The organism is Paraburkholderia terricola (assembly GCF_900142195.1).
GTDB lineage: Bacteria > Pseudomonadota > Gammaproteobacteria > Burkholderiales > Burkholderiaceae > Paraburkholderia > Paraburkholderia terricola.
Map to the genome: position 1 here is coordinate 23,282 of NZ_FRAB01000010.1, position 17,737 is coordinate 41,018.

The following is a 17,737-nucleotide window of genomic DNA, read 5'->3' on the forward strand; positions in this document are numbered from 1 at the left end:
AAAGTACGTGGGCCAAGAACCACAGGCGCGCTAAGCCGAAACCAATTGCCCGCGCGCTCGAAAATAAAACAAGGTGGCGGCACCTCGCGCGCGCGTTCACCGCATCCTGAAGAAGAGGATGCGGAAACAGCCGCGTTCGGGCTCCGCTATATGGGATTTACCAGCAGTCTCAAAGTACGTGACGGCGATTGTAGAAAGAATAGTTGTTTTCCCTAGTCACGTTTTTTCATACGAAAAGAATGGATTTATTCATACGCATGTCAATCTGCGCCGCTAGTGCCGGGCAGGGATTGCCGAGGCGTTTCGCGATTCGCGGCGGTGACGAGTTGCAGCGGTGTTTCGATCGTCCTCGACAACTCGCTCTGCTTCTTCAGTTCGGTCACCGCCTTCAACGCCACGTCGATGCCGAACACCGCCTGCCTGTCGGCAAACTGATTGACCGTCGCGAGTACGCGGCCGTCGGCAATCAGCGGCTTGATCGCCGCGATGTCGTTATAGCCGGTGACATAAACGCTGCCGGTTCTGCCGGCGTCGCGAACGGCGTCGGCCGCGCCCATCGCCATGTTGTCGTTGCCGCACAAGAGGCCGCGCATGCGCGGATAGGCGCCGAGCATTTTCGACGCGGCGTCCCGTCCCTTGCCGTATTCCCACTCGCCGGTCTCGACGGCGACGACGTTCACGCCTGCCGCTCGCATCGCATCGTTGTAGCCGGCCGTGCGTTGCTGCGCATTGCGATCCGCCGAACTGCCCTCGATGATGCCGACCTGATCGCCCGCCGCGAGCCGCCTTGCCAGATAGTTTCCCACCAGCATCGCGCCCTTGCGATTGTTCGGACCGACGAACGGCACGGAAATGCCGGCTGCCTGCTGCGACGCGTCGTCGAGCGGATTGTCGATCGTGACCATGATGATGCCCGCCCTGATTCCCCGCGCGACGACCGACGTCAACGCCTTCGAGTGGGTCGGCGCGATGACGATCGCGCTCATCCTGGCCTTGATCATCTCCTCCACCATTTGAACCTGCGCGGACGTGTCGGTCTCGGTTGCCGTGCCCCGCACGGTCAAGCTGAACTGCGAAGCGAAATGCTGCTGGTAGTTACGCGCGGCCTGCTCCATTGCCACGGTGAACGGATCGGCGAGCGACTTCAACACGAGCGCGAGGTTGGCCTTGCCGCCCGGAACCGCGCCGACACGCGCCGCGCCAGTCACGCCGGCGGCAGCCAGCGCGCCGGCAAACACCACGCGGCGGCGCATTCTCTGCATCATGGCTTCTCTCCTCGTCGGCACAGCCGGTGAACGGCCGTTTTGCATAGGGGCGAAAGCGGCTTTAACTGTCCGCCACGCCGCGGCGTTCCGCTCATCATTGAACCTGCAGCGCCAGCAAGGCGGAAGCGATTTCATCGAACAACGGGCGGCTGTCGATATCTTCGCTCAGGCAATTGTCCTTTAGTTCGATCAGCTTCGTTGCGGCGTGCGCCTGCGCATCTCGCCAGTCGCAGCGGTCGATCAGTTCTTCGAGCAGGCAACCATACGCCCGCACTTCCAGGCGCTGAAGCGCGACGCCGCCGGCGCGATCGTCGGCGGCATAAAACGATGCCGCGCCGAAATCGCCCAGCAGCGCGCGCCCCTGCCCGCCGTGCAGAATATTGTGCGCGTACAGATCGCCGTGCATCACGCCGCGCGCATGCAAATGACTCGCCGCCGACGCGATGCCGTATGCGATACCCCATGCGCAGGCGAGGTCGAAGCGTGTGTGCGCGCCATAAATGTCGCGTGTGCATGAATCAAGGCTCGGAGGACCGGCGAGATTGCCGAAGCGCGGATCGATCAATTCCATCACCAGACCATGCGAGCCGGCCGGATGGTCTTGCACTTTTCCCGCTACCGGAATCAGGTTGGGATGATCGCCCGCGCGAATGCAGGCGGCCATCTCGCAGTCGGGCAAACCATCGCTCGTCACCGCGCCCTTGAACAGTTTGACCGCGACCGGCCGCGGCGCGCCGCTTTCCTGATCGAGAAGCGCCGCACGATAGATCACGCCCGACGCACCCTCGCCCAATTGCTGTTCGAGTTTCAACGCGTCCCATTGAATATCGGCGATCGGCGTGTCGCTCAACGCCGCCGTCTCCAGCGCTTCGCTGAACGGATTGCCGGCATACGCCAGCCACGACAGCCGCGGCAGACGCAATAGCCACGCCGGCAGTCCGTCGAGTCGATTCGCCGCGAGACGCAGCAGTTCGAGCCGCGTGCAGGCGGCCAGTTCATCGGGAAGCGCGCGCAGCCGGTTGCCGGCCAGCATCAGCTTCTGCAACCGCGCACAGCCGCCGATTTCGGGCGGCAGCGCATCGATCTCGTTGTCGGTGAGGATCAGCCAACGCAGTTGCGGCGCAAGCGCCTTGCCCGACACCTGGCGAATGCGGTTCGCCTTGAAGCCGACCATGCTCAATTGCGAGCACTGGCCCAGCACTTCGGGCAACTCGGTGAACGGGTTGTCGGAGGCGAAGAGAATGCGCAACCTGGCGAGTCGCGGCAAATCGTCGGGCAGCGTGGTGAGCGCATTGCCCGACAAGTCGAGAACTTCCAGCGTGTCGGCCAGATCGAAAATCTCGCGTGGAAATTCGCTGAGTCCGCACGCTAGTTTCAGGTGACGCGTGCCCGCCAGTTGTCCGGCCCGCAGTTGTTCGAGTGTCGTGTTCAAAGTCGTGGAAGAGATGTCCGGTTGCCGCTGCGTGTCGTAGCGAAGCTGTCAATTCTACTGAGTCGCGGCCGGCGCAAGAACCGACGTGCGGAATCGACAAGGCTTTTCGCGCATAATCGGCCAATGAACGGACAAATGCGCCGCGCGAGGAGCAGATGCGCGGCGGTCGCAAGAATTGAACGGCAATATTCGGAGCGCGCAGTGACCTACGCATTCAAGTTGATGGACTCGCCCGTCGGCCAGTTGAAACTCGTCGCCAGCGGCGAGCGGTTGACCGCCATTTTGTGGGAGAACGACAAGCCGAACCGCGTGCGTCTCGGCGCGATGATCGAAGCGAACGACCGCCCGATCCTGATCGACACCGAGCGTCAATTGAACGAGTACTTTGCCGGCACGCGGCGGAAGTTCGACCTCGCGCTCGACTTTCAGGGAACCGACTTCCAGAAGAAAGTATGGGAAGCGCTGTTGACGATCCCGTTCGGCCAGACGCGCAGCTACACCGAAATCGCACTGCAGGTCGGCAACCTCAACGCGGTGCGCGCCGTCGGCGCGGCGAACGGCAGGAATCCGATTTCCATCATCGCGCCGTGCCATCGCGTGATCGGCGCGTCCGGCGAGTTGACCGGCTTCGCCGGCGGATTGGCGAACAAGATGCTGCTGCTGTCGCTCGAAGCCGGGCAGACTTCGCTGGAAGCGGCGGCTAACGTGGAGACCGTGGAAGGCAATCGCCACGCACCGCAAACACCGCAAGCGGAACACGCGCCGAAGAAACCCGCGCGCCCGGCGCCGGGTCGCGGAACCCAGGCCTCGTTGTTCGGAAACTGACCACGCGCGGCGGGGCCGTTGCGATGAATCATCGAGCACCCGACAACACAAAGACAGCCTCGGCCATCGCCGCCGCCAGCAGCGTATAAAGCCTCTATCCTTAAGAAGCCCTTTTGGGCATCCACAAGGAGGATGACATGCGCATGCTTCTGAACATACGAATTCCGCACGAACCGTTCAACACGATGGTGCGCGACGGCACCGCCGGCGAGGTGCTGGCGAGAATACTCGAGGACGCAAAACCGGAGGCCGCCTATTTCACCGAACAGAACGGCGCACGCGGCGCGGTGCTCGTGGTGAACGTCGACGACGCATCGCAGATTCCGGCATTCGCGGAACCGTGGTTTCTGAAATTCAACGCCGACTGCGAGTTGCGGATCGCGATGCTGTCAGCCGATCTCATGAAATCCGGGCTGGAGAATCTCGGCACGAAATGGCAATAGCATGGACCGCGGCGTCGACCGCGCACAGCGTCATGCGCTTGCCGTCCGCGGTTCGTTTGAGACCATGTGATAGGCCGCCGACGGCAACGCAAGTCCAAACGAACCGCCGCGCGCCGATCATCCGAGTTCGAACGAAGTCACGCCGAACACGCGTTCAATGGATAGCGCCGGAGCTTGCCGCGTATACATCCGCGCGGTTTCGAACACGCTCGTCATGCCGCGCCGTTCGGCCAGCGCAACCGCCTCCGGGTTGGTCTCGGGCACGTCGAGAAAAATCGCCTCACCCGGCATGCGCGCCGCCAGCGCGTCGAACAGATCGCCTGCTATGTCGTCGCTATCGGCGAAGAGCGGGCCGATCTTGCAGCCTGTCCGGCAGCGGCGCATGACACCGTAGCCCGCAATCTCGCCTGCTTGCATTGCAGCCAATGCAATCGCATCGGGTTGCGCAAGCCATGCCGCGAGAAAACGCTCACGCGTGGCGGGAAAGCACTGTCGATCGTAATCGAGCAGCCGCTCGAAGGGCAGCGCCGAAGCATTCAGCAGAGTCGAACGCGCCGCCGCGCGCTGGTCGATCTTTCGCGCGACGCCCTGAAAGCGGATGTTCCGATACGCCAGCCGAAAGCCGGACTTGCCGTAATTCGCCTGCTGAGCGACAACGCCGTCGAGACCGACGTTGCGATTGCGCAAGTAGTCCATGCCGTGGCGCCAGATGCGCATGCCGAAGCCCTTGCCGCGACACTCCGGCTTCACGATATAGAGCCCGATGAACCCGAAGTCCTCGCCGTAGGCGACCGCGGAGATGCACGCGACCGGCTCCCCATGCCACTCGCCGATGAAAAAACCCTGCGGATCGGCCGCGCGAAAGCATTCGGCATCGTGCAGGCCGGGGTTCCATCCTTCGAGCGCCGCCCATTCGACCGCTAATGCAACCTCGTGCGCCGACATCGTGCGCACGATGAAATCATTCTGCTCGTTCATGCTGGTCATGATTGCCTCGTTCTTGAAACACAGGGTTTTCCGCTGCATGTTCTATCGCGTGAGATGCCGGAAATCGCTCGGCGACATGTCATAGGCCCGGCGAAACGCGCGGCTGAAATCCGATGCGCTGTTGAAGCACCGCGCCCGTTCAAAACTTCGCGAAGAACGCCCGCGCGGCAATCATGCAAAACGACGCGACCAGTCCACCATGATACGAGCGCAGCACCGCGGATGCGCCGCCGTCCGTCGCGCCCCCGGCGACAGCCTCGCTCGCGAGCGCCACCTTTGCATTCGCGAAACCCTGCTTGACGGGCGCGTAGGGATCGTCGGCTCCGGTGGCGGCCGAGTCCACGTCCAGTACGGAAGTGAGCCCCGCCGGCACGTTCGCGTTCAGCCAGTACGCCTGTTCGATGCGCGCGTTGAAGAAAAACACCGTGGGGTCCGCCTCGCCGCCGCACAGCAGAACCGGCGCACGCGGCGACCAGTTGCGCAGGTCGTTGCGCTTGAATGCCCGACGCAGCGGATGCGCCGGATTCGCTGCCGGCGTCATGGCCGTCGTCGCATTGGGGAACGCGCCATCGGGATTGGCGGCGGCGTCTTGCAACAGGCCCAGACGGTACGCGTTGCGCACGAGGTTCGCGTCGCCGAATCCGCCGGCGAACACGGGTGTCAACGCGGGCGGCGTGAGCGGCGGTGAAGCAGGCGGCGTCATCGAGGCGAACTGCGGCGCGGGAGGAACACGGCTGAAGAGCTGCGCGGACGGCAGCTTTCGCTGGGCGAATAAGGTATCGAGCGGTTGCGTGGTGGGCAGAAGCTTTTCGATGTCCGGTGCGTAAGCCGCTTCGAAGAAATCGCCGGGCGCGCGGTAGATATTCTCGTAAGCGCGCTGGTAGCCCGTTACGGTCAGTGTCGTGAACAGCGTCGAACCCAGGTTCACGTCGCCTTCGATCAGCGCGTCGGCCATCGCGGCGAGCGCATACGGACCCGATCCCGGCGCGGACGCCGTCACCTCGACGCCGGCCGCTTGCAGCGCGCGGTGCGTCGCGAGCGCGACGAAACCGCCTTGCGAATAACCGGTGACGAAGAGCTTGCCATTCTGACGCACGCCGCTTGCCGGTTTCGCATCGCTCATCGCGAGGCGTGCCGCGCGAAGCGAGTCGATCACATCGGCGGATTGCTGATCGGCGTTCAGATAAGGGTGATACGGCAGATCGGAGCCGGCGTAGCCCGCATAATTCGTCGCCACCACGATATAGCCGTGCGCCGCGTAGGTGGCGGCAATGGCGAGGCCCTCGCCCGCGCCGCCTCGATTGCCCGGATCGGTTTGCGTAATGTCGGCGAGGTTGTAGTTTCGGTAGGCGGTGGTGCCGTGCGCATAGAGCATCAGCGGACGCGGTCCGCCGCAAGCAGCGGAAGGCCCGTCCGGCATCATCAACGCACCGCTTGCCGTGGTGGGCTCGCCCGCGCCGCCGATGGTCCGGTAGCGGAAGTACACGACCTCGACGCCGCAAACGGGCGCGCCGGCGATCTGCGCGAATCGCCGGCCGGACGGATTCGCTTCGAGCAATTTTGCAAACGCCGCCGCGCTGAGCTTCGCGGTGACGTGGTGATCGAGCAATTGACCCCGGGCGTTGTCGCTGCATCCCTTACCGCACCCGGCGCCGGCCTGCACGTGAACACAGGCGCCCAGCATGAAGCACGTCAACAGCCCGAGAGCGGCGTTTCGCATTGCTACAGCCATGTGAGGCTCCGTCTTGTTCGTATTTGCTGCGACGAGGCGGCCTTACAAAAGGGACGAAGGGACGAAGGGACCAACCGGACCAACGGGACCAACGGACAAAAGCGACGCGGCCAGCGGCGCACCGGCTCGCGCGCCGTTTTACTTCCAGAGCGTGCGGCCGAAGAAAGTCAGCGTGCGATCCCAGGCCTGCTGCGACCAGACCGGATCGAATTGCGTAACGGCGATACGGCCCGGCCCGACCGCCGTTTCGTTCGCGAACGCATGACGCGCGAGATAGCGATGAAACTCGACGTCGACCTTGGCCTCGATCAGCTTTTTCTCCAACGCGTCGACCGTTTCAATGGAGAAAGCCTCGTCTTGCGTGGCCCAATGACCCATGACCGGTGCCTTGATCTTCGACGCGTCGATGTATTCCAGCGGCGGGAAGCCGTACCACACCACGCCGGCCGAAACATCCGGCACATTGCATAGCGCGAGCAACGTGAGCGCACCGCCCATGCAATAGCCGGTCACGCCGACTTTCGCCGCGTGCTGCTTCAGATACTGCACGGCGCCGTACACGTCCTGACTGGCGGCGTCGCCGAAATCGAGGCCGCTCATCAGATGGTGAGCCTCTTCTTCTTCCACCGTCGTTTTGCCGCGAAAGAGATCGGGCACCAGCGCGAGGTAGCCGGCCTGCGCGAGCCGGTCGGCCACGCCGCGAATCTGGTCGTTCAACCCCCACCACTCCTGAATCACGACGATGGCGGGCGCGCCCTCCAGCTTCGCCGGCTTGGCGAGATAGCCCTGAACCTGCTTGCCGTCGGGGCGGCTGAAGGTGATCATCGAACCGTGTGCCTGTGTCATCACTTGCTCCTTGAGGTAGACCGAATCGCTAGCATAGCGGATGCGTCCAGGCGCTTCAGCCTCGCTGCCATATCCGGCCGGTTCGCCCCGATCCGCCCTCGTTCCGCCCTCGTTCCGCCAGTCAGATCGCGCCTTTCGGCCGATGCTCGTCCGTATCGACGCAGCACACCAGCACCTCCGCATCCTCCTTGCCGAGGCTCAGGTAGATGTGCCCGACCGAGCTGTCGAAGTACAGGCTGTCGCCGGGCGTCAGCTTGAACGCCTTGCCGTTTTCGAAGCGCAATTCCAGTTTGCCGCTCAGCAGAAACACGAACTCCTCGCCCGAATGCCGGATGTACTCCGGAAAGTCCGACACGGCGCGCGCGTGAATATGCGCGCGCATCGGCACCATTCGCTTGCCGGTGAGGTTGTTGGCGAGCATGCCGTACTCGTAGTTCGGCGTGTCGTAGATTTCCTGCTTGCCGGCGGGCGTGAACGACGGCTTCATCGCGCCGCCCGCCTGCTTGCGGCGCCGCCCGAAAATCGCGTCGAACTCCAGTTCGAGCGAATGCGCGAGCGCCGCGAATTTGTCGTAGGTCAGCGCGATGTCGCCGCGCTCGGCCTTCGAGATCGTCGACACCGCAATGCCCGAGCGCTCCGACAATTCGCTCAGCGTCATGCCGCGCGCCTTGCGCGCCTGGCGCAAGTGCCCGCCTACCAGCTTGTGGTCGAGCGCGGGCGGCGCTTCATGCGCGTTCGCGTCCGGTTGTTTCATCACTGCCTTGGCCATCTTGCTGGATTCCACGCGGAAATTTTCTCGCATACGAGAATTTATTTTTTCTCGTATATGATAACTCACGTCGATTCCACCCTTTTCCTGTGGGAAGCTCATTGTGTCCACGCTCGCACTCAGCAAGTCCGGCCTGACGAAAACTCACGTCATCACCGCCACGACGATCGGCACCGCGCTGGAGTTTTACGACTTCACGATCTACAGCTACTTTGCGATCCAGATCGGCCAGTTGTTCTTTCCGGGCGCATCGCCGGTCAATCAGTTCCTGCTGTCGATCGGCGTGTTCGGCGTCGGTTTCGTGGTGCGGCCGCTCGGCGGCATCGTGATCGGCGCCTATGCGGACCGCGCCGGCCGCAAAAAGGCGATGGTGCTCACCATCATGCTGATGGCGCTCAGTTGCGCGATGATCGCCTTCGCGCCGACTTACGCGGTGGCGGGCTTCGTCGCGCCGTTCATCGTGCTCGCGGCGCGTCTGATCCAGGGCTTCGCGGCCGGCGGCGAATTCGGCCCCGGCACCACGCTGCTGGTGGAATACGCAACCGACAGCACGCGCGCCTTCTTCGCCAGTTGGAACTTCGCGGCCACGGCGGCGGGGCTCGTGCTCGGCGCGGTGGTCGCGACGCTGGTCAACGGCTTGCTGCCGAAGCAGGCGGTACTCGACTGGGGCTGGCGCATTCCGTTTCTGCTCGGCATCGTCGCCGCGCCCGCGGGCATGCTGATCCGCAAGCGGCTCGAGGAAACGCTGGCCGAGCGCAAGCCCGGCGAGGCCGCGCCGCGCGGCGCGTTGAAAGCGGCGCTGACCACGCATCTGAAGCTGACGATCCTCGGCACCTTCGCGGAACTGGGCGGCTCGGTGTCCGTCTACATCACCGCATTTTTTCTGCCGAGCCATGCGGTGCGCTCGCTGCATCTTTCGCCCACGGCTTCGGTCACGTCGGGCATCGTCAGCTCGCTCGTGCTGTTCGCCGCCGCGCCGTTCGCCGGCATGCTCGCGGACCGCTTCAGCCGCAAGCGCGTGCTGGTGACATCGCGTGTCATCATGCTGCTGCTCGTCTATCCCGCGTTCGCGTTTCTCAGCGCGCATCCGTCGATCACGGCGCTGTGCGTCGTCTCGGGGCTGCTCGCGGTGTTCGTCGCGGGGCAGATCGTGCCGGTGCTGGTGATGATCCCCGAACTGTTTCCCAAGCATGTGCGAGCGACCGGCATTGCGTTGACGTATGTCGTGAGCGCATCGTTCTTCGGCGGCTTCTCGCCTTTTATTGCAAGCTGGCTGGTCGCACGGACCGGCAATCCGCTCGCGCCGGCCTGGTACGTCGCCGCCGCGTGCGTCATTTCGCTGGTGCCGGTGATCTGGCTGCGGGACCGTACCGGCGAAGCGCTCGCCGAATGAATCGAATGCGATGAACGAGGATGCAATGAGTCACAACCATGAGTTGGTGGGCCGCAGCGCGGTCGAACTGCGCCGGATGATCGGCGCGAAAGAGATTTCGCCGGTGGAGTTGCTCGAAGCCTGCATCGAGCGCATCGAGGCGGTCAATCCCGCGGTGAACGCGGTCACCGCGACGGACTTTCCCGCTGCCCGACAAGCCGCGAAGCGCGCCGAAAAGCAGGTGCTCGACGGCGCGCCGCTTGGGCTCCTGCACGGTTTGCCGGTCGGCGTGAAAGACCTTGAGAACACAGCCGGCCTGCTCACGACTTACGGCTCGCCGATGTCGCGCGGCAACGTGCCGACACAGGACGCCGTGCTCGTGCAACGGCTGCGCGCCGCCGGCGCGATCGTCACCGCCAAAACCAACGTGCCGGAACTCGGCGCGGGCGCGAACACGCGCAACCCGGTGTGGGGCGCGACCGGCAATCCGTTCAATACCGCGTTGAATGCGGGCGGCTCGTCGGGCGGCTCCGCGGCGGCGCTCGCTTGCGACATGCTGCCGGTTTGCACCGGCTCGGACACCGGCGGCTCGCTGCGCATTCCCGCGTCGAAATGCGGCGTGGTGGGTTTTCGTCCGACGCCCGGACTCGTGCCGAACTCGCGTAAGCTGGTGGGCTGGACGCCGATTTCGGTGGTCGGGCCGATGGGCCGCAGCGTCGCCGAAGCGTGCCTGCAACTCGCGGCAACAGCCGGCATGTCCGCGGGCGATCCGTTGAGCTTTCCGGTCGATCCGCTTGGCTTCGCGATGCCGGAGAACATCGACCTCGGCGCGCTGCGGGTCGGCTGGACGGAAGACTTCGGCAGTTGCGACGTGGACGACGAGATCCGCCAACTGTTCCGCGAACGCATCGCGCTGATCGCGCCGTCGTTCCGTTCCTGCGACGAAGTGCGCTTCGATCTTGGCGACGTGCACCGCTGCTTCGACGTGATCCGCGCCGAGAGTTTCGTCGCCGGTCTGCACGAGGCCTACACGCGCGACCCGAACCAGCTCGGCCCGAACACGCGCTCGAACTACGAACTGGGCGCGGCCATGAGTCTCGCGGACAGCGCATGGGCGCAAGCCGAGCAGACGCGCATCTTCAAGCGCTTCCAGAGCGCGTTCGATCAATACGACGTGATCCTCTCGCCGACCACGCCGGTGTCGCCGTTTCCGTGGCAGCAGTTGTACGCGGCGCAGGTCGGCGGGCGCGAGCAGGACAACTATTACCGCTGGCTCGCGCTGACCTACGTCGTCACGTTGACCACGCACCCGGCGCTGTCGCTGCCGTGCGGCGTCGATCAGGCGGGCATGCCGTTCAGCATGCAGATCGTCGGACCGTTTCATGGCGACCGCAAGACGCTCGCCGTCGCGCACGCCATGGAGCAGGTCTTCGACCAGTCGCCGGTGCTGCGCCGCCCGTGCCCGGATCTGTCAAAGCTCGCGCAGCCGAATCCGTCGCTGAAGTCGATCGTGACTTCGCCGCCTCTTTTCAACGAGTCCGGCGCGCAAGGCGCCGGCGTTTCAACGGTATAAAACCATGTCGAACGAAATCAAACGTCTGCAAACGAATGCGCGCATGAGCCAGGTGGTGATCGCCAACGGCGTCGTTCATCTGGCCGGCCAGGTGCCCGACACGGCGAACGTGTCCATCACCGAACAGGCAAACGAAGTTCTCGCGCGGATCGACCTGTTGCTCGAAGCGGCGGGCGTGGATCGCACGCGGCTCGTGTCCGCGAACATCTGGTTGAGCGATCCGAAGCACTTCGCCGAATTCAACGCGGTGTGGGATGCGTGGGTGCCGCAAGGTCATGCGCCGACCCGCGCCTGCGTGCAGGCCTTGCTGATGAAGCCCGGTTGCGATGTCGAAGTCGCGGTGACGGCGCTCGCGGCATAACCGGCAACGTGTGAGTTCGCTGATGACGAGAATGAAATTCGACACCGTGGTACTCGGCGCGGGCATCGTGGGCGTGTGCGTCGCCGTGCATCTACAGAAGCGCGGACGCCAGGTCGCGCTGGTCGATCGCAAGCTGCCCGGCAACGAGACTTCGTTCGGCAACGCCGGGTTGATCCAGCGCGAAGGCGTCTATCCGTATGCGTTTCCTCGCGGACTCGGCAGCTTGCTTCGCTATGCGCGCAATCGGTCGCCGGATGTTCGCTACCATGCCGACGCGATGCTGCAAGCCGCGCCGTTCCTGTGGCAATACTGGCGCAATTCGCATCCGGCGCGGCACGCCGCGATCGCGAAGTCGTACTCGACGCTGATCGAACACTGCGTCAGCGAGCACCGCGCGCTGGCGGCCGATGCCGGGGCAAGCGCGTTATTGCGGCCAAGCGGCTGGATCAAGGTGTTTCGCAGCGAAGCCGTGCGGGATGCGGAAACGCGGCTCGCTGAACAGTGGCATCGGGAATACGGCGTCGATTTCGAATCGCTCGACGCCGCCCGCCTGCAACAGATGGAACCCGATCTCGACACGACCTTGCTCGGCGGCTTGCGCTATACGGCCTCCGATTCGGTGAGCGATCCGCATGCGCTCGTCACCGCGTACGCCAGGCATTTCGAGTCGCTGGGCGGGCGGTTTTTGATTGGCGATGCGAGTTCGCTGCGCGACGGTTGGGAAGTCGACACGAACGACGGCACGATCGCGGCTTCGTCGGCGGTGGTTGCGCTGGGTCCGTGGTCGGATCGCGTGAGTTCGCGGCTCGGCTACCGGCTGCCGCTTGGCGTCAAGCGCGGCTATCACATGCACTATGCGCCGCGTGGGCAGGCTCGTTTGAATCACCCGGTGCTGGATGCCGAGAAGGGCTACCTGCTCGCGCCGATGGCAAAAGGCATTCGCCTGACCACAGGCGCGGAAATCGCGCGCTGCGATGCGCCCAGGACCCCGACGCAACTCGCCGCGGTCGAGCCGGTCGCGCGCACGCTGTTCCCGTTGGACAAGCGCCTCGACGACGAAGCCTGGATGGGGCGCCGCCCTTGCACGCCCGACATGATGCCGATAATCGGACCCGCGCGAAAACATAAGGACTTGTGGTTCGCGTTCGGCCATGCGCACCACGGGCTGACGTTGGGTCCGGTCACGGGCCGGTTGATCGCGGAGATGATGACCGGCGAAGATACCTTGGTGGACACGCGGCCGTTCAGGGTCGAGCGGTTTTAGACGCGGGGGTTAAAAGCGCGGGTTTGGAAGCGCGCTTTATGAACTCTTCCCGTACAGCGGCAAGACCCTCGCTTCGAGCATCGCAATCGCCTGAATCGCCAGTTGCGAAAACGTGTGCTTGCCGCGCCGCGCACCGACCGCAGATCGGAGAACGACTCAACGCCGCTCATACTCATCATGCCGACGCCACCACACGCCCGTCTCGTTGCGCCCCAGCGGCGCGCGATCGAGCCACTGATACATGCCCCACAGCCCGTCCAGGCCGCGCGCATAAGTGGAATACGTGTGATAGACGACACCATCCTCCAGCACGAACGCGCTCATGCCGGGCCGGTCGCGCGAATACGTCGGGGCGTCGGTTCCGCAGGTGGCCGCGAACTGAACGACCGGCTCCGGGGCCGGCGTCGCATCCATCGCATGGCCGCCGCGCTGATAGTTGTATTCGACGCTGCCTTCGCGCTGCTGCGCCTCCGTGAATGAAACGTTGACGTCGAAGTTGAAGTCGCTGCCGAGCGACGACGCCCACGGAAACGTCCATCCCATTCGCTCTTTGTACGCCTGCAGCTTCGCGAGCGGCGCGCGCGACACGGCCGCAAGCGCGACATCGTGATTCGCGAGGTGAACGACGAGGCCGTCGAATCCGTCCGCGATCGCCGAACACGACGGACATCCCGCCTTGTAGTCCGGCCCGAACATGAAGTGATAGACCAGCAGTTGCGAGCGTCCTCTGAAGAGATCCGCCAGCGAGGCGCTGCCTTCATCGGTCTCGAAGCGATACGCCTTGTCGATCCGCACCCACGGCAATTGCTGACGCCGCCGCGCCAGTTCATCGCTTTGCCGCGTCAGCGCCTTTTCCGCTTCGAGCAATTCGAGCCGCGCGGCCAGCCACTCGTCTCGTGTCCCGGTGATGTGTTTCGTCGTCATGCGTCTCTCCTTGATGTCCTTCGCCGTTCGCGCGGTGCTCGCCACGAAATGCGGGTTGGGGTCGTGCTAGATTAGTCGCCGGCTTCGGACACGGGGAGTGACAAGTGTGGCGCGATTCGAATAAATCATGGACTCGCTAGTCACGGCCGCGGCGCGCGCGCTCGCCGCAGGCGATCCGCTCGGCGCGCTGAACCGGGTTGCCTTGCGCGACGACGCACCCGCGCTCGCGCTGCGAGGCATCGCGATGGCGCAGCTCGGCGATCTCGTTCGAGCGAAGGCGCTATTGCGAAGCGCGGCGCGCGCCTTCGGCGCGAGGGAGCCGGTATCGCGTGCGCGCTGCGTCGTCGCGCAAGCCGAAATCGCGCTCGCTTCGCGTGACCTGGCCTGGCCCGCCAAAGCGCTGGACGCGGCGCGCGTCACGCTCGAAGCGCACGGCGACCGCGTGAACGCCGCGCATGCGCGGTATCTGGACGTGCGACGCCTTCTACTGATCGGCCGTCTCGACGACGCCGAGCGTGCGCTCGCCGCGCTCGACCCCGAACCCTTCCCGCCCGCGTTGCGAGCCGCCCACGAACTGGTCGTGGCGGGGATCGCGATGCGGCGCATCCACACGCAGGCGGCGCGCGCCGCCCTCGCGCGCGCCGTGCAGGCTGCGCACCGCGCAGGTATTCCCGCGCTGACGGCGGAAGCGGAAAGCGCGTCGCGCATGCTGAACACGCCGGCCGCGCGGCTGCTCGCGCATGGCGAAGAGCGGCCGCTGCTGCTCGATGAAGTCGAAGCGTTGCTGGCGTCGAAAGCGCTCGTCGTGGACGCATGCCGTCACGTCGTGCGCCATGAAGACGCCGTGATCTCGCTGGCAAGCCGTCCGGTGCTATTCGTGCTTGCCCGGGCTCTCGCCGAAGCGTGGCCGGCTGACGTGTCGCGAGACACGCTCGTCGCCCGCGCATTCAGGGCGAAGCTCGCCGACGAATCACATCGCGCGCGCTTGCGCGTGGAACTCGGGCGGTTGCGCTCGTTGCTTCGACCGGTGGCCGGCGTAAGCGCGACCAAGCGAGGCTTCGCGCTGGCGCCGCGTCACGCGCGCGAGGTCGTGGTGCTGGCGCGGCCCGTCGAGGACAAGCACGCGGCGACGCTGGCCTTGCTCGCCGACGGCGAATCGTGGTCGAGTTCAGCGCTCGCGTTGGCGCTCGGCGCCAGCCAGCGCAGTGCGCAGCGGGCGCTCGATTCGCTCGCGGCGGCGGGCAAGGCGCAGTCGTTCGGAAAGGGGCGCGCGCGTCGCTGGATCACGCCGCCCATGCCGGGATTCACGACCACCTTGTTACTCCCGGCTCCGTTGCCGGGCGATTAGGATGGCCACATGAACCACCCGCAACCGTCGACGAGGATGAAACCATGAACCGATCCGCAGCTGAAATCGTGAATGAATACGGGCCCTTTCCGGGCGTAGAGAGCGTGCATGGCGTCACTTACGACGGTCAGCACGTATGGTTTGCCACCGGCGACAAGCTGAACGCCCTCGACCCGGCGAGCGGCAAGACGGTGCGCTCGCTCGAGGTCGCCGCGCATGCGGGAACGGCCTTCGACGGCGAGCATCTGTTTCAGATCGCCGAGAGCCGCATCCAGAAAATCGATCCGGCGACCGGCCGCGTGCTCGCCACGATCCCGGCGCCCGGCGGCGGCGGTGACTCGGGGCTTGCGTGGGCCGAAGGAACGCTCTGGGTGGGGCAGTACCGCGAGCGCAAAATCCATCAGGTCGATCCGGAGACAGGGGCGGTGCTTCGCACGATCGAGTCGAACCGTTTCGTCACGGGCGTGACGTGGGTCGACGGAGAACTTTGGCACGGCACGTGGGAAGGCGACGAGAGCGAATTGCGGCGAATCGATCCGCGCACGGGCGAGGTCGAGGAGAAGGTTCAGATGCCGGCCGGCGTGGGCATCTCGGGGCTCGAATCCGATGGCGGCGACCGGTTCTTCTGCGGCGGCGGAAGCAGCGGAAAGGTGAGAGCCGTTCGCCGGCCGAGGCGAGGCGCGTAGGCAGGCAGCAGGTCTGTTCGCTCGACGGCCAAGCGCGGGTTGGTGGCGCGGCGGTCACCGCGTTGTTGCTTTTCACATTGGCGCAACGCGGTTGTCTGTTTCCTCAGACTGAATAGTTTCAGATAAGGGATAACCCGTATAATTGTTGTCAAGAAGTCAGACAACAAGAAGACGCGAGTCGTCGAGACCGCGGGCCGAGCCTGGCCCCGCAGCGTCTTCCCTGAAAAACTATTCTCCCGATCCGTGAACCCAACAGCGACTGCCCTGCCTTTCCGAAACGCCCTCTTCGCGATGCTCGGCATCGGTCTCGTCAATATGCTGGTCGCACTGGATCAAACAGTCGTCAGCACCGCGCTGCCCTCGATCGTCGCCGAGCTGCACGGCTTCGAGTACTACGCGTGGATCGCCAGCGCCTATCTGCTGGCGTCGGTGGTGACGGTTCCGGTATTCGGCCGGCTCGGCGACTACTTCGGCCGCAAGCGTTTCGTGATCGCCGCGGTCATCACGTTCACGGTGGCGTCGGTGCTCTGCGGCGTCGCCAACGACATGCTGTTTCTGGTGATCGCGCGCGGCCTGCAAGGCATCGGCGGCGGCATGATGGTCGGCACGGCGTTCGCGTCGATACCGGATCTCTTTCCCGATCCGCGCGCGCGGGTTCGCTGGCAGGTGGTGATGGCGGCCGCGTATGGCATCGGCACCGCGGCGGGGCCGTCGCTCGGCGGCTGGATGAGCGAGCACTGGGGCTGGCGCTCCACCTTCCTGATCAATCTGCCGGTGGGCGCCGCGGCGCTCTATTTCATCTGGGCGCATCTGCCGAGCTTCCGGCGTCCGCACGAAGGCGAGGTCAAGATCGACTGGCTCGGCGCGGCGCTCGTCGCCGCCGTGTTGGGCGGCCTGCAGGCTTTCATCGAAGCGGTGCCGAAAGACGGCCTGACCGCCGGCAATCTCACGCTGGCGGCATGCGTGATCGTCGGCACGATTGCATTGCTGGTGTGCGAGAAGCGCGCCACGCATCCGATCATTCCGCTCGACCTGTTCAAGGACGGCCAACTGGTCACGCTCTTCACGCTCGGCATGCTGTCGGGCTTCGTGATGTTCTCGCTGATCTTCTTCGCGCCGCTGCTGCTGCAAGGCGGCTTCGGCCTCTCGCCGCAACAGGCCGGTTTGCTCGCCACGCCGATTGCCGCCTGCATCGCGCTCGGCAGTCTGCTGAATACGCGCATCGTCATTCACATGAAGAAGCCCACGCGCATTCTGTCGATCGGCTTCGCGTTGCTGCTGTTCGCGTCGGTTGCGTTGGCGTTCGCCAATCCGGACACGCCGCACCTGTGGCTCGAATTGCCGATGGCGGCGGTCGGCATCGGTCTGGGTTTCATCCTCAACAATCTGAATGTGTTCGGGCAGGAGATTGCCGGGCGCGAGCGGTTCGGCATCACGACCGCGCTGCTGCAGTCCACGCGAATGGTGGGCGGCATGTTGGGCACGAGCATTGTCGCGACGGTGGTGTCGCATCATTACCGCAACGTGGTCACGCGCACGATGAGCGTGCTCGGCGAGCCGGCCACCTCGCAATGGCTGCCGCGTTTTGTGGATCTGCGTATTCTGATCGATGAGGAACTGCGCCTGAAGCTGATCGCGGATATGAAGCCTTCGGGGCTCAACACGCTCGCCTTGATCGATACGGCTCGCGATGCGCTGGTGCAGTCGATTCATATCGGCGTTTGGCTCACCGCCGTCGCGGCGCTTGCCGCTGCGCTGCTCGTGCAGCGGATCTCGCACGTCGTGTTTCGACGGAGTTGAGCGTGATGGACTGGCCGCTGCGGTTGAGCGGCTAAGCGCTTGCGGTCACGTCTCGCTACGACAGGTCGACGCGACGCCATTGCGGCGGCGTGACGCGCGCCGGACGTTTC

At 64.7% G+C, this 17,737-nt stretch carries 16 protein-coding genes; 9 read left to right on the plus strand and 7 right to left on the minus strand.

Going from position 1 to position 17,737, the window contains the following annotated elements; genetic code table 11:
• Nucleotides 1–260 precede the first annotated feature (260 nt).
• Nucleotides 261–1,265, minus strand: coding sequence for a substrate-binding domain-containing protein (locus BUE39_RS10915; protein WP_073428675.1), 1,005 nt, complete (start codon nt 1,263–1,265; stop codon nt 261–263).
• A 94-nt stretch (nt 1,266–1,359) separates the two neighbouring features.
• Nucleotides 1,360–2,697 carry a leucine-rich repeat-containing protein kinase family protein gene (locus tag BUE39_RS10920; protein WP_073428676.1) on the minus strand — a complete coding sequence of 446 codons (1,338 nt, stop codon included), beginning with the start codon at nt 2,695–2,697 and terminating at the stop codon, nt 1,360–1,362.
• A 201-nt stretch (nt 2,698–2,898) separates the two neighbouring features.
• On the opposite strand from BUE39_RS10920, the gene BUE39_RS10925 reads away from it, so the two are divergent.
• A complete protein-coding gene (locus tag BUE39_RS10925) occupies nt 2,899–3,522 on the plus strand; it encodes a methylated-DNA--[protein]-cysteine S-methyltransferase (protein WP_073428813.1) in 624 nt (207 codons plus the stop codon).
• Between the two features lie 137 nt (nt 3,523–3,659).
• Nucleotides 3,660–3,965, plus strand: a complete 306-nt coding sequence (locus BUE39_RS10930) for a panthothenate synthetase (protein WP_073428677.1) — start codon at nt 3,660–3,662, stop codon at nt 3,963–3,965.
• Nucleotides 3,966–4,082: 117 nt separating this feature from the next.
• Here the strand turns inward: BUE39_RS10930 and BUE39_RS10935 are convergent, their stop codons facing one another.
• From BUE39_RS10935 to BUE39_RS10955, 4 genes are all read right to left on the minus strand, one after another.
• Nucleotides 4,083–4,943, minus strand: coding sequence for a GNAT family N-acetyltransferase (locus BUE39_RS10935; RefSeq protein ID WP_073428814.1), 861 nt, complete (start codon nt 4,941–4,943; stop codon nt 4,083–4,085).
• 148 nt (nt 4,944–5,091) lie between these two features.
• The gene (locus BUE39_RS10945) at nt 5,092–6,684 is read right to left on the minus strand and encodes an alpha/beta hydrolase (RefSeq protein WP_073428678.1); all 1,593 of its coding nucleotides are present in this window, start codon (nt 6,682–6,684) and stop codon (nt 5,092–5,094) included.
• Nucleotides 6,685–6,822: 138 nt separating this feature from the next.
• Nucleotides 6,823–7,530: a dienelactone hydrolase family protein gene (locus BUE39_RS10950; RefSeq protein WP_073428679.1), complete on the minus strand. Its 708-nt coding sequence runs from the start codon at nt 7,528–7,530 to the stop codon at nt 6,823–6,825.
• A 121-nt stretch (nt 7,531–7,651) separates the two neighbouring features.
• Complete coding sequence (locus BUE39_RS10955) at nt 7,652–8,299, minus strand: helix-turn-helix domain-containing protein (RefSeq protein ID WP_073428815.1); 648 nt, start codon at nt 8,297–8,299, stop codon at nt 7,652–7,654.
• A gap of 103 nt (nt 8,300–8,402) precedes the next feature.
• Between BUE39_RS10955 and BUE39_RS10960 the strand changes: the two genes are divergently transcribed.
• The 4 genes from BUE39_RS10960 to BUE39_RS10975 are packed head-to-tail and all read left to right on the plus strand — an operon-like array spanning nt 8,403 to nt 12,869.
• On the plus strand, nt 8,403–9,692 hold the full coding sequence (locus tag BUE39_RS10960) for an MFS transporter (RefSeq protein ID WP_073428680.1): 1,290 nt from the start codon (nt 8,403–8,405) through the stop codon (nt 9,690–9,692).
• A gap of 25 nt (nt 9,693–9,717) precedes the next feature.
• Nucleotides 9,718–11,244 carry an amidase gene (locus tag BUE39_RS10965; RefSeq protein WP_073428816.1) on the plus strand — a complete coding sequence of 509 codons (1,527 nt, stop codon included), beginning with the start codon at nt 9,718–9,720 and terminating at the stop codon, nt 11,242–11,244.
• Between the two features lie 4 nt (nt 11,245–11,248).
• Complete coding sequence (locus tag BUE39_RS10970) at nt 11,249–11,605, plus strand: RidA family protein (RefSeq protein WP_073428681.1); 357 nt, start codon at nt 11,249–11,251, stop codon at nt 11,603–11,605.
• 31 nt (nt 11,606–11,636) lie between these two features.
• Nucleotides 11,637–12,869: an NAD(P)/FAD-dependent oxidoreductase gene (locus BUE39_RS10975; RefSeq protein ID WP_073428682.1), complete on the plus strand. Its 1,233-nt coding sequence runs from the start codon at nt 11,637–11,639 to the stop codon at nt 12,867–12,869.
• Between the two features lie 156 nt (nt 12,870–13,025).
• Here BUE39_RS10975 and BUE39_RS10980 read toward each other — a convergent pair whose 3' ends face one another.
• The gene (locus BUE39_RS10980; protein WP_073428683.1) at nt 13,026–13,793 is read right to left on the minus strand and encodes a DUF899 domain-containing protein; all 768 of its coding nucleotides are present in this window, start codon (nt 13,791–13,793) and stop codon (nt 13,026–13,028) included.
• 127 nt (nt 13,794–13,920) lie between these two features.
• Between BUE39_RS10980 and BUE39_RS10985 the strand changes: the two genes are divergently transcribed.
• From BUE39_RS10985 to BUE39_RS10995, 3 genes are all read left to right on the plus strand, one after another.
• The gene (locus tag BUE39_RS10985; RefSeq protein WP_073428684.1) at nt 13,921–15,141 is read left to right on the plus strand and encodes a helix-turn-helix domain-containing protein; all 1,221 of its coding nucleotides are present in this window, start codon (nt 13,921–13,923) and stop codon (nt 15,139–15,141) included.
• Nucleotides 15,142–15,185: 44 nt separating this feature from the next.
• The gene (locus BUE39_RS10990; RefSeq protein WP_073428685.1) at nt 15,186–15,827 is read left to right on the plus strand and encodes a Vgb family protein; all 642 of its coding nucleotides are present in this window, start codon (nt 15,186–15,188) and stop codon (nt 15,825–15,827) included.
• Nucleotides 15,828–16,118: 291 nt separating this feature from the next.
• Nucleotides 16,119–17,627, plus strand: coding sequence for an MFS transporter (locus BUE39_RS10995; protein WP_073428686.1), 1,509 nt, complete (start codon nt 16,119–16,121; stop codon nt 17,625–17,627).
• The last annotated feature ends 110 nt before the right edge of the window (nt 17,628–17,737 follow it).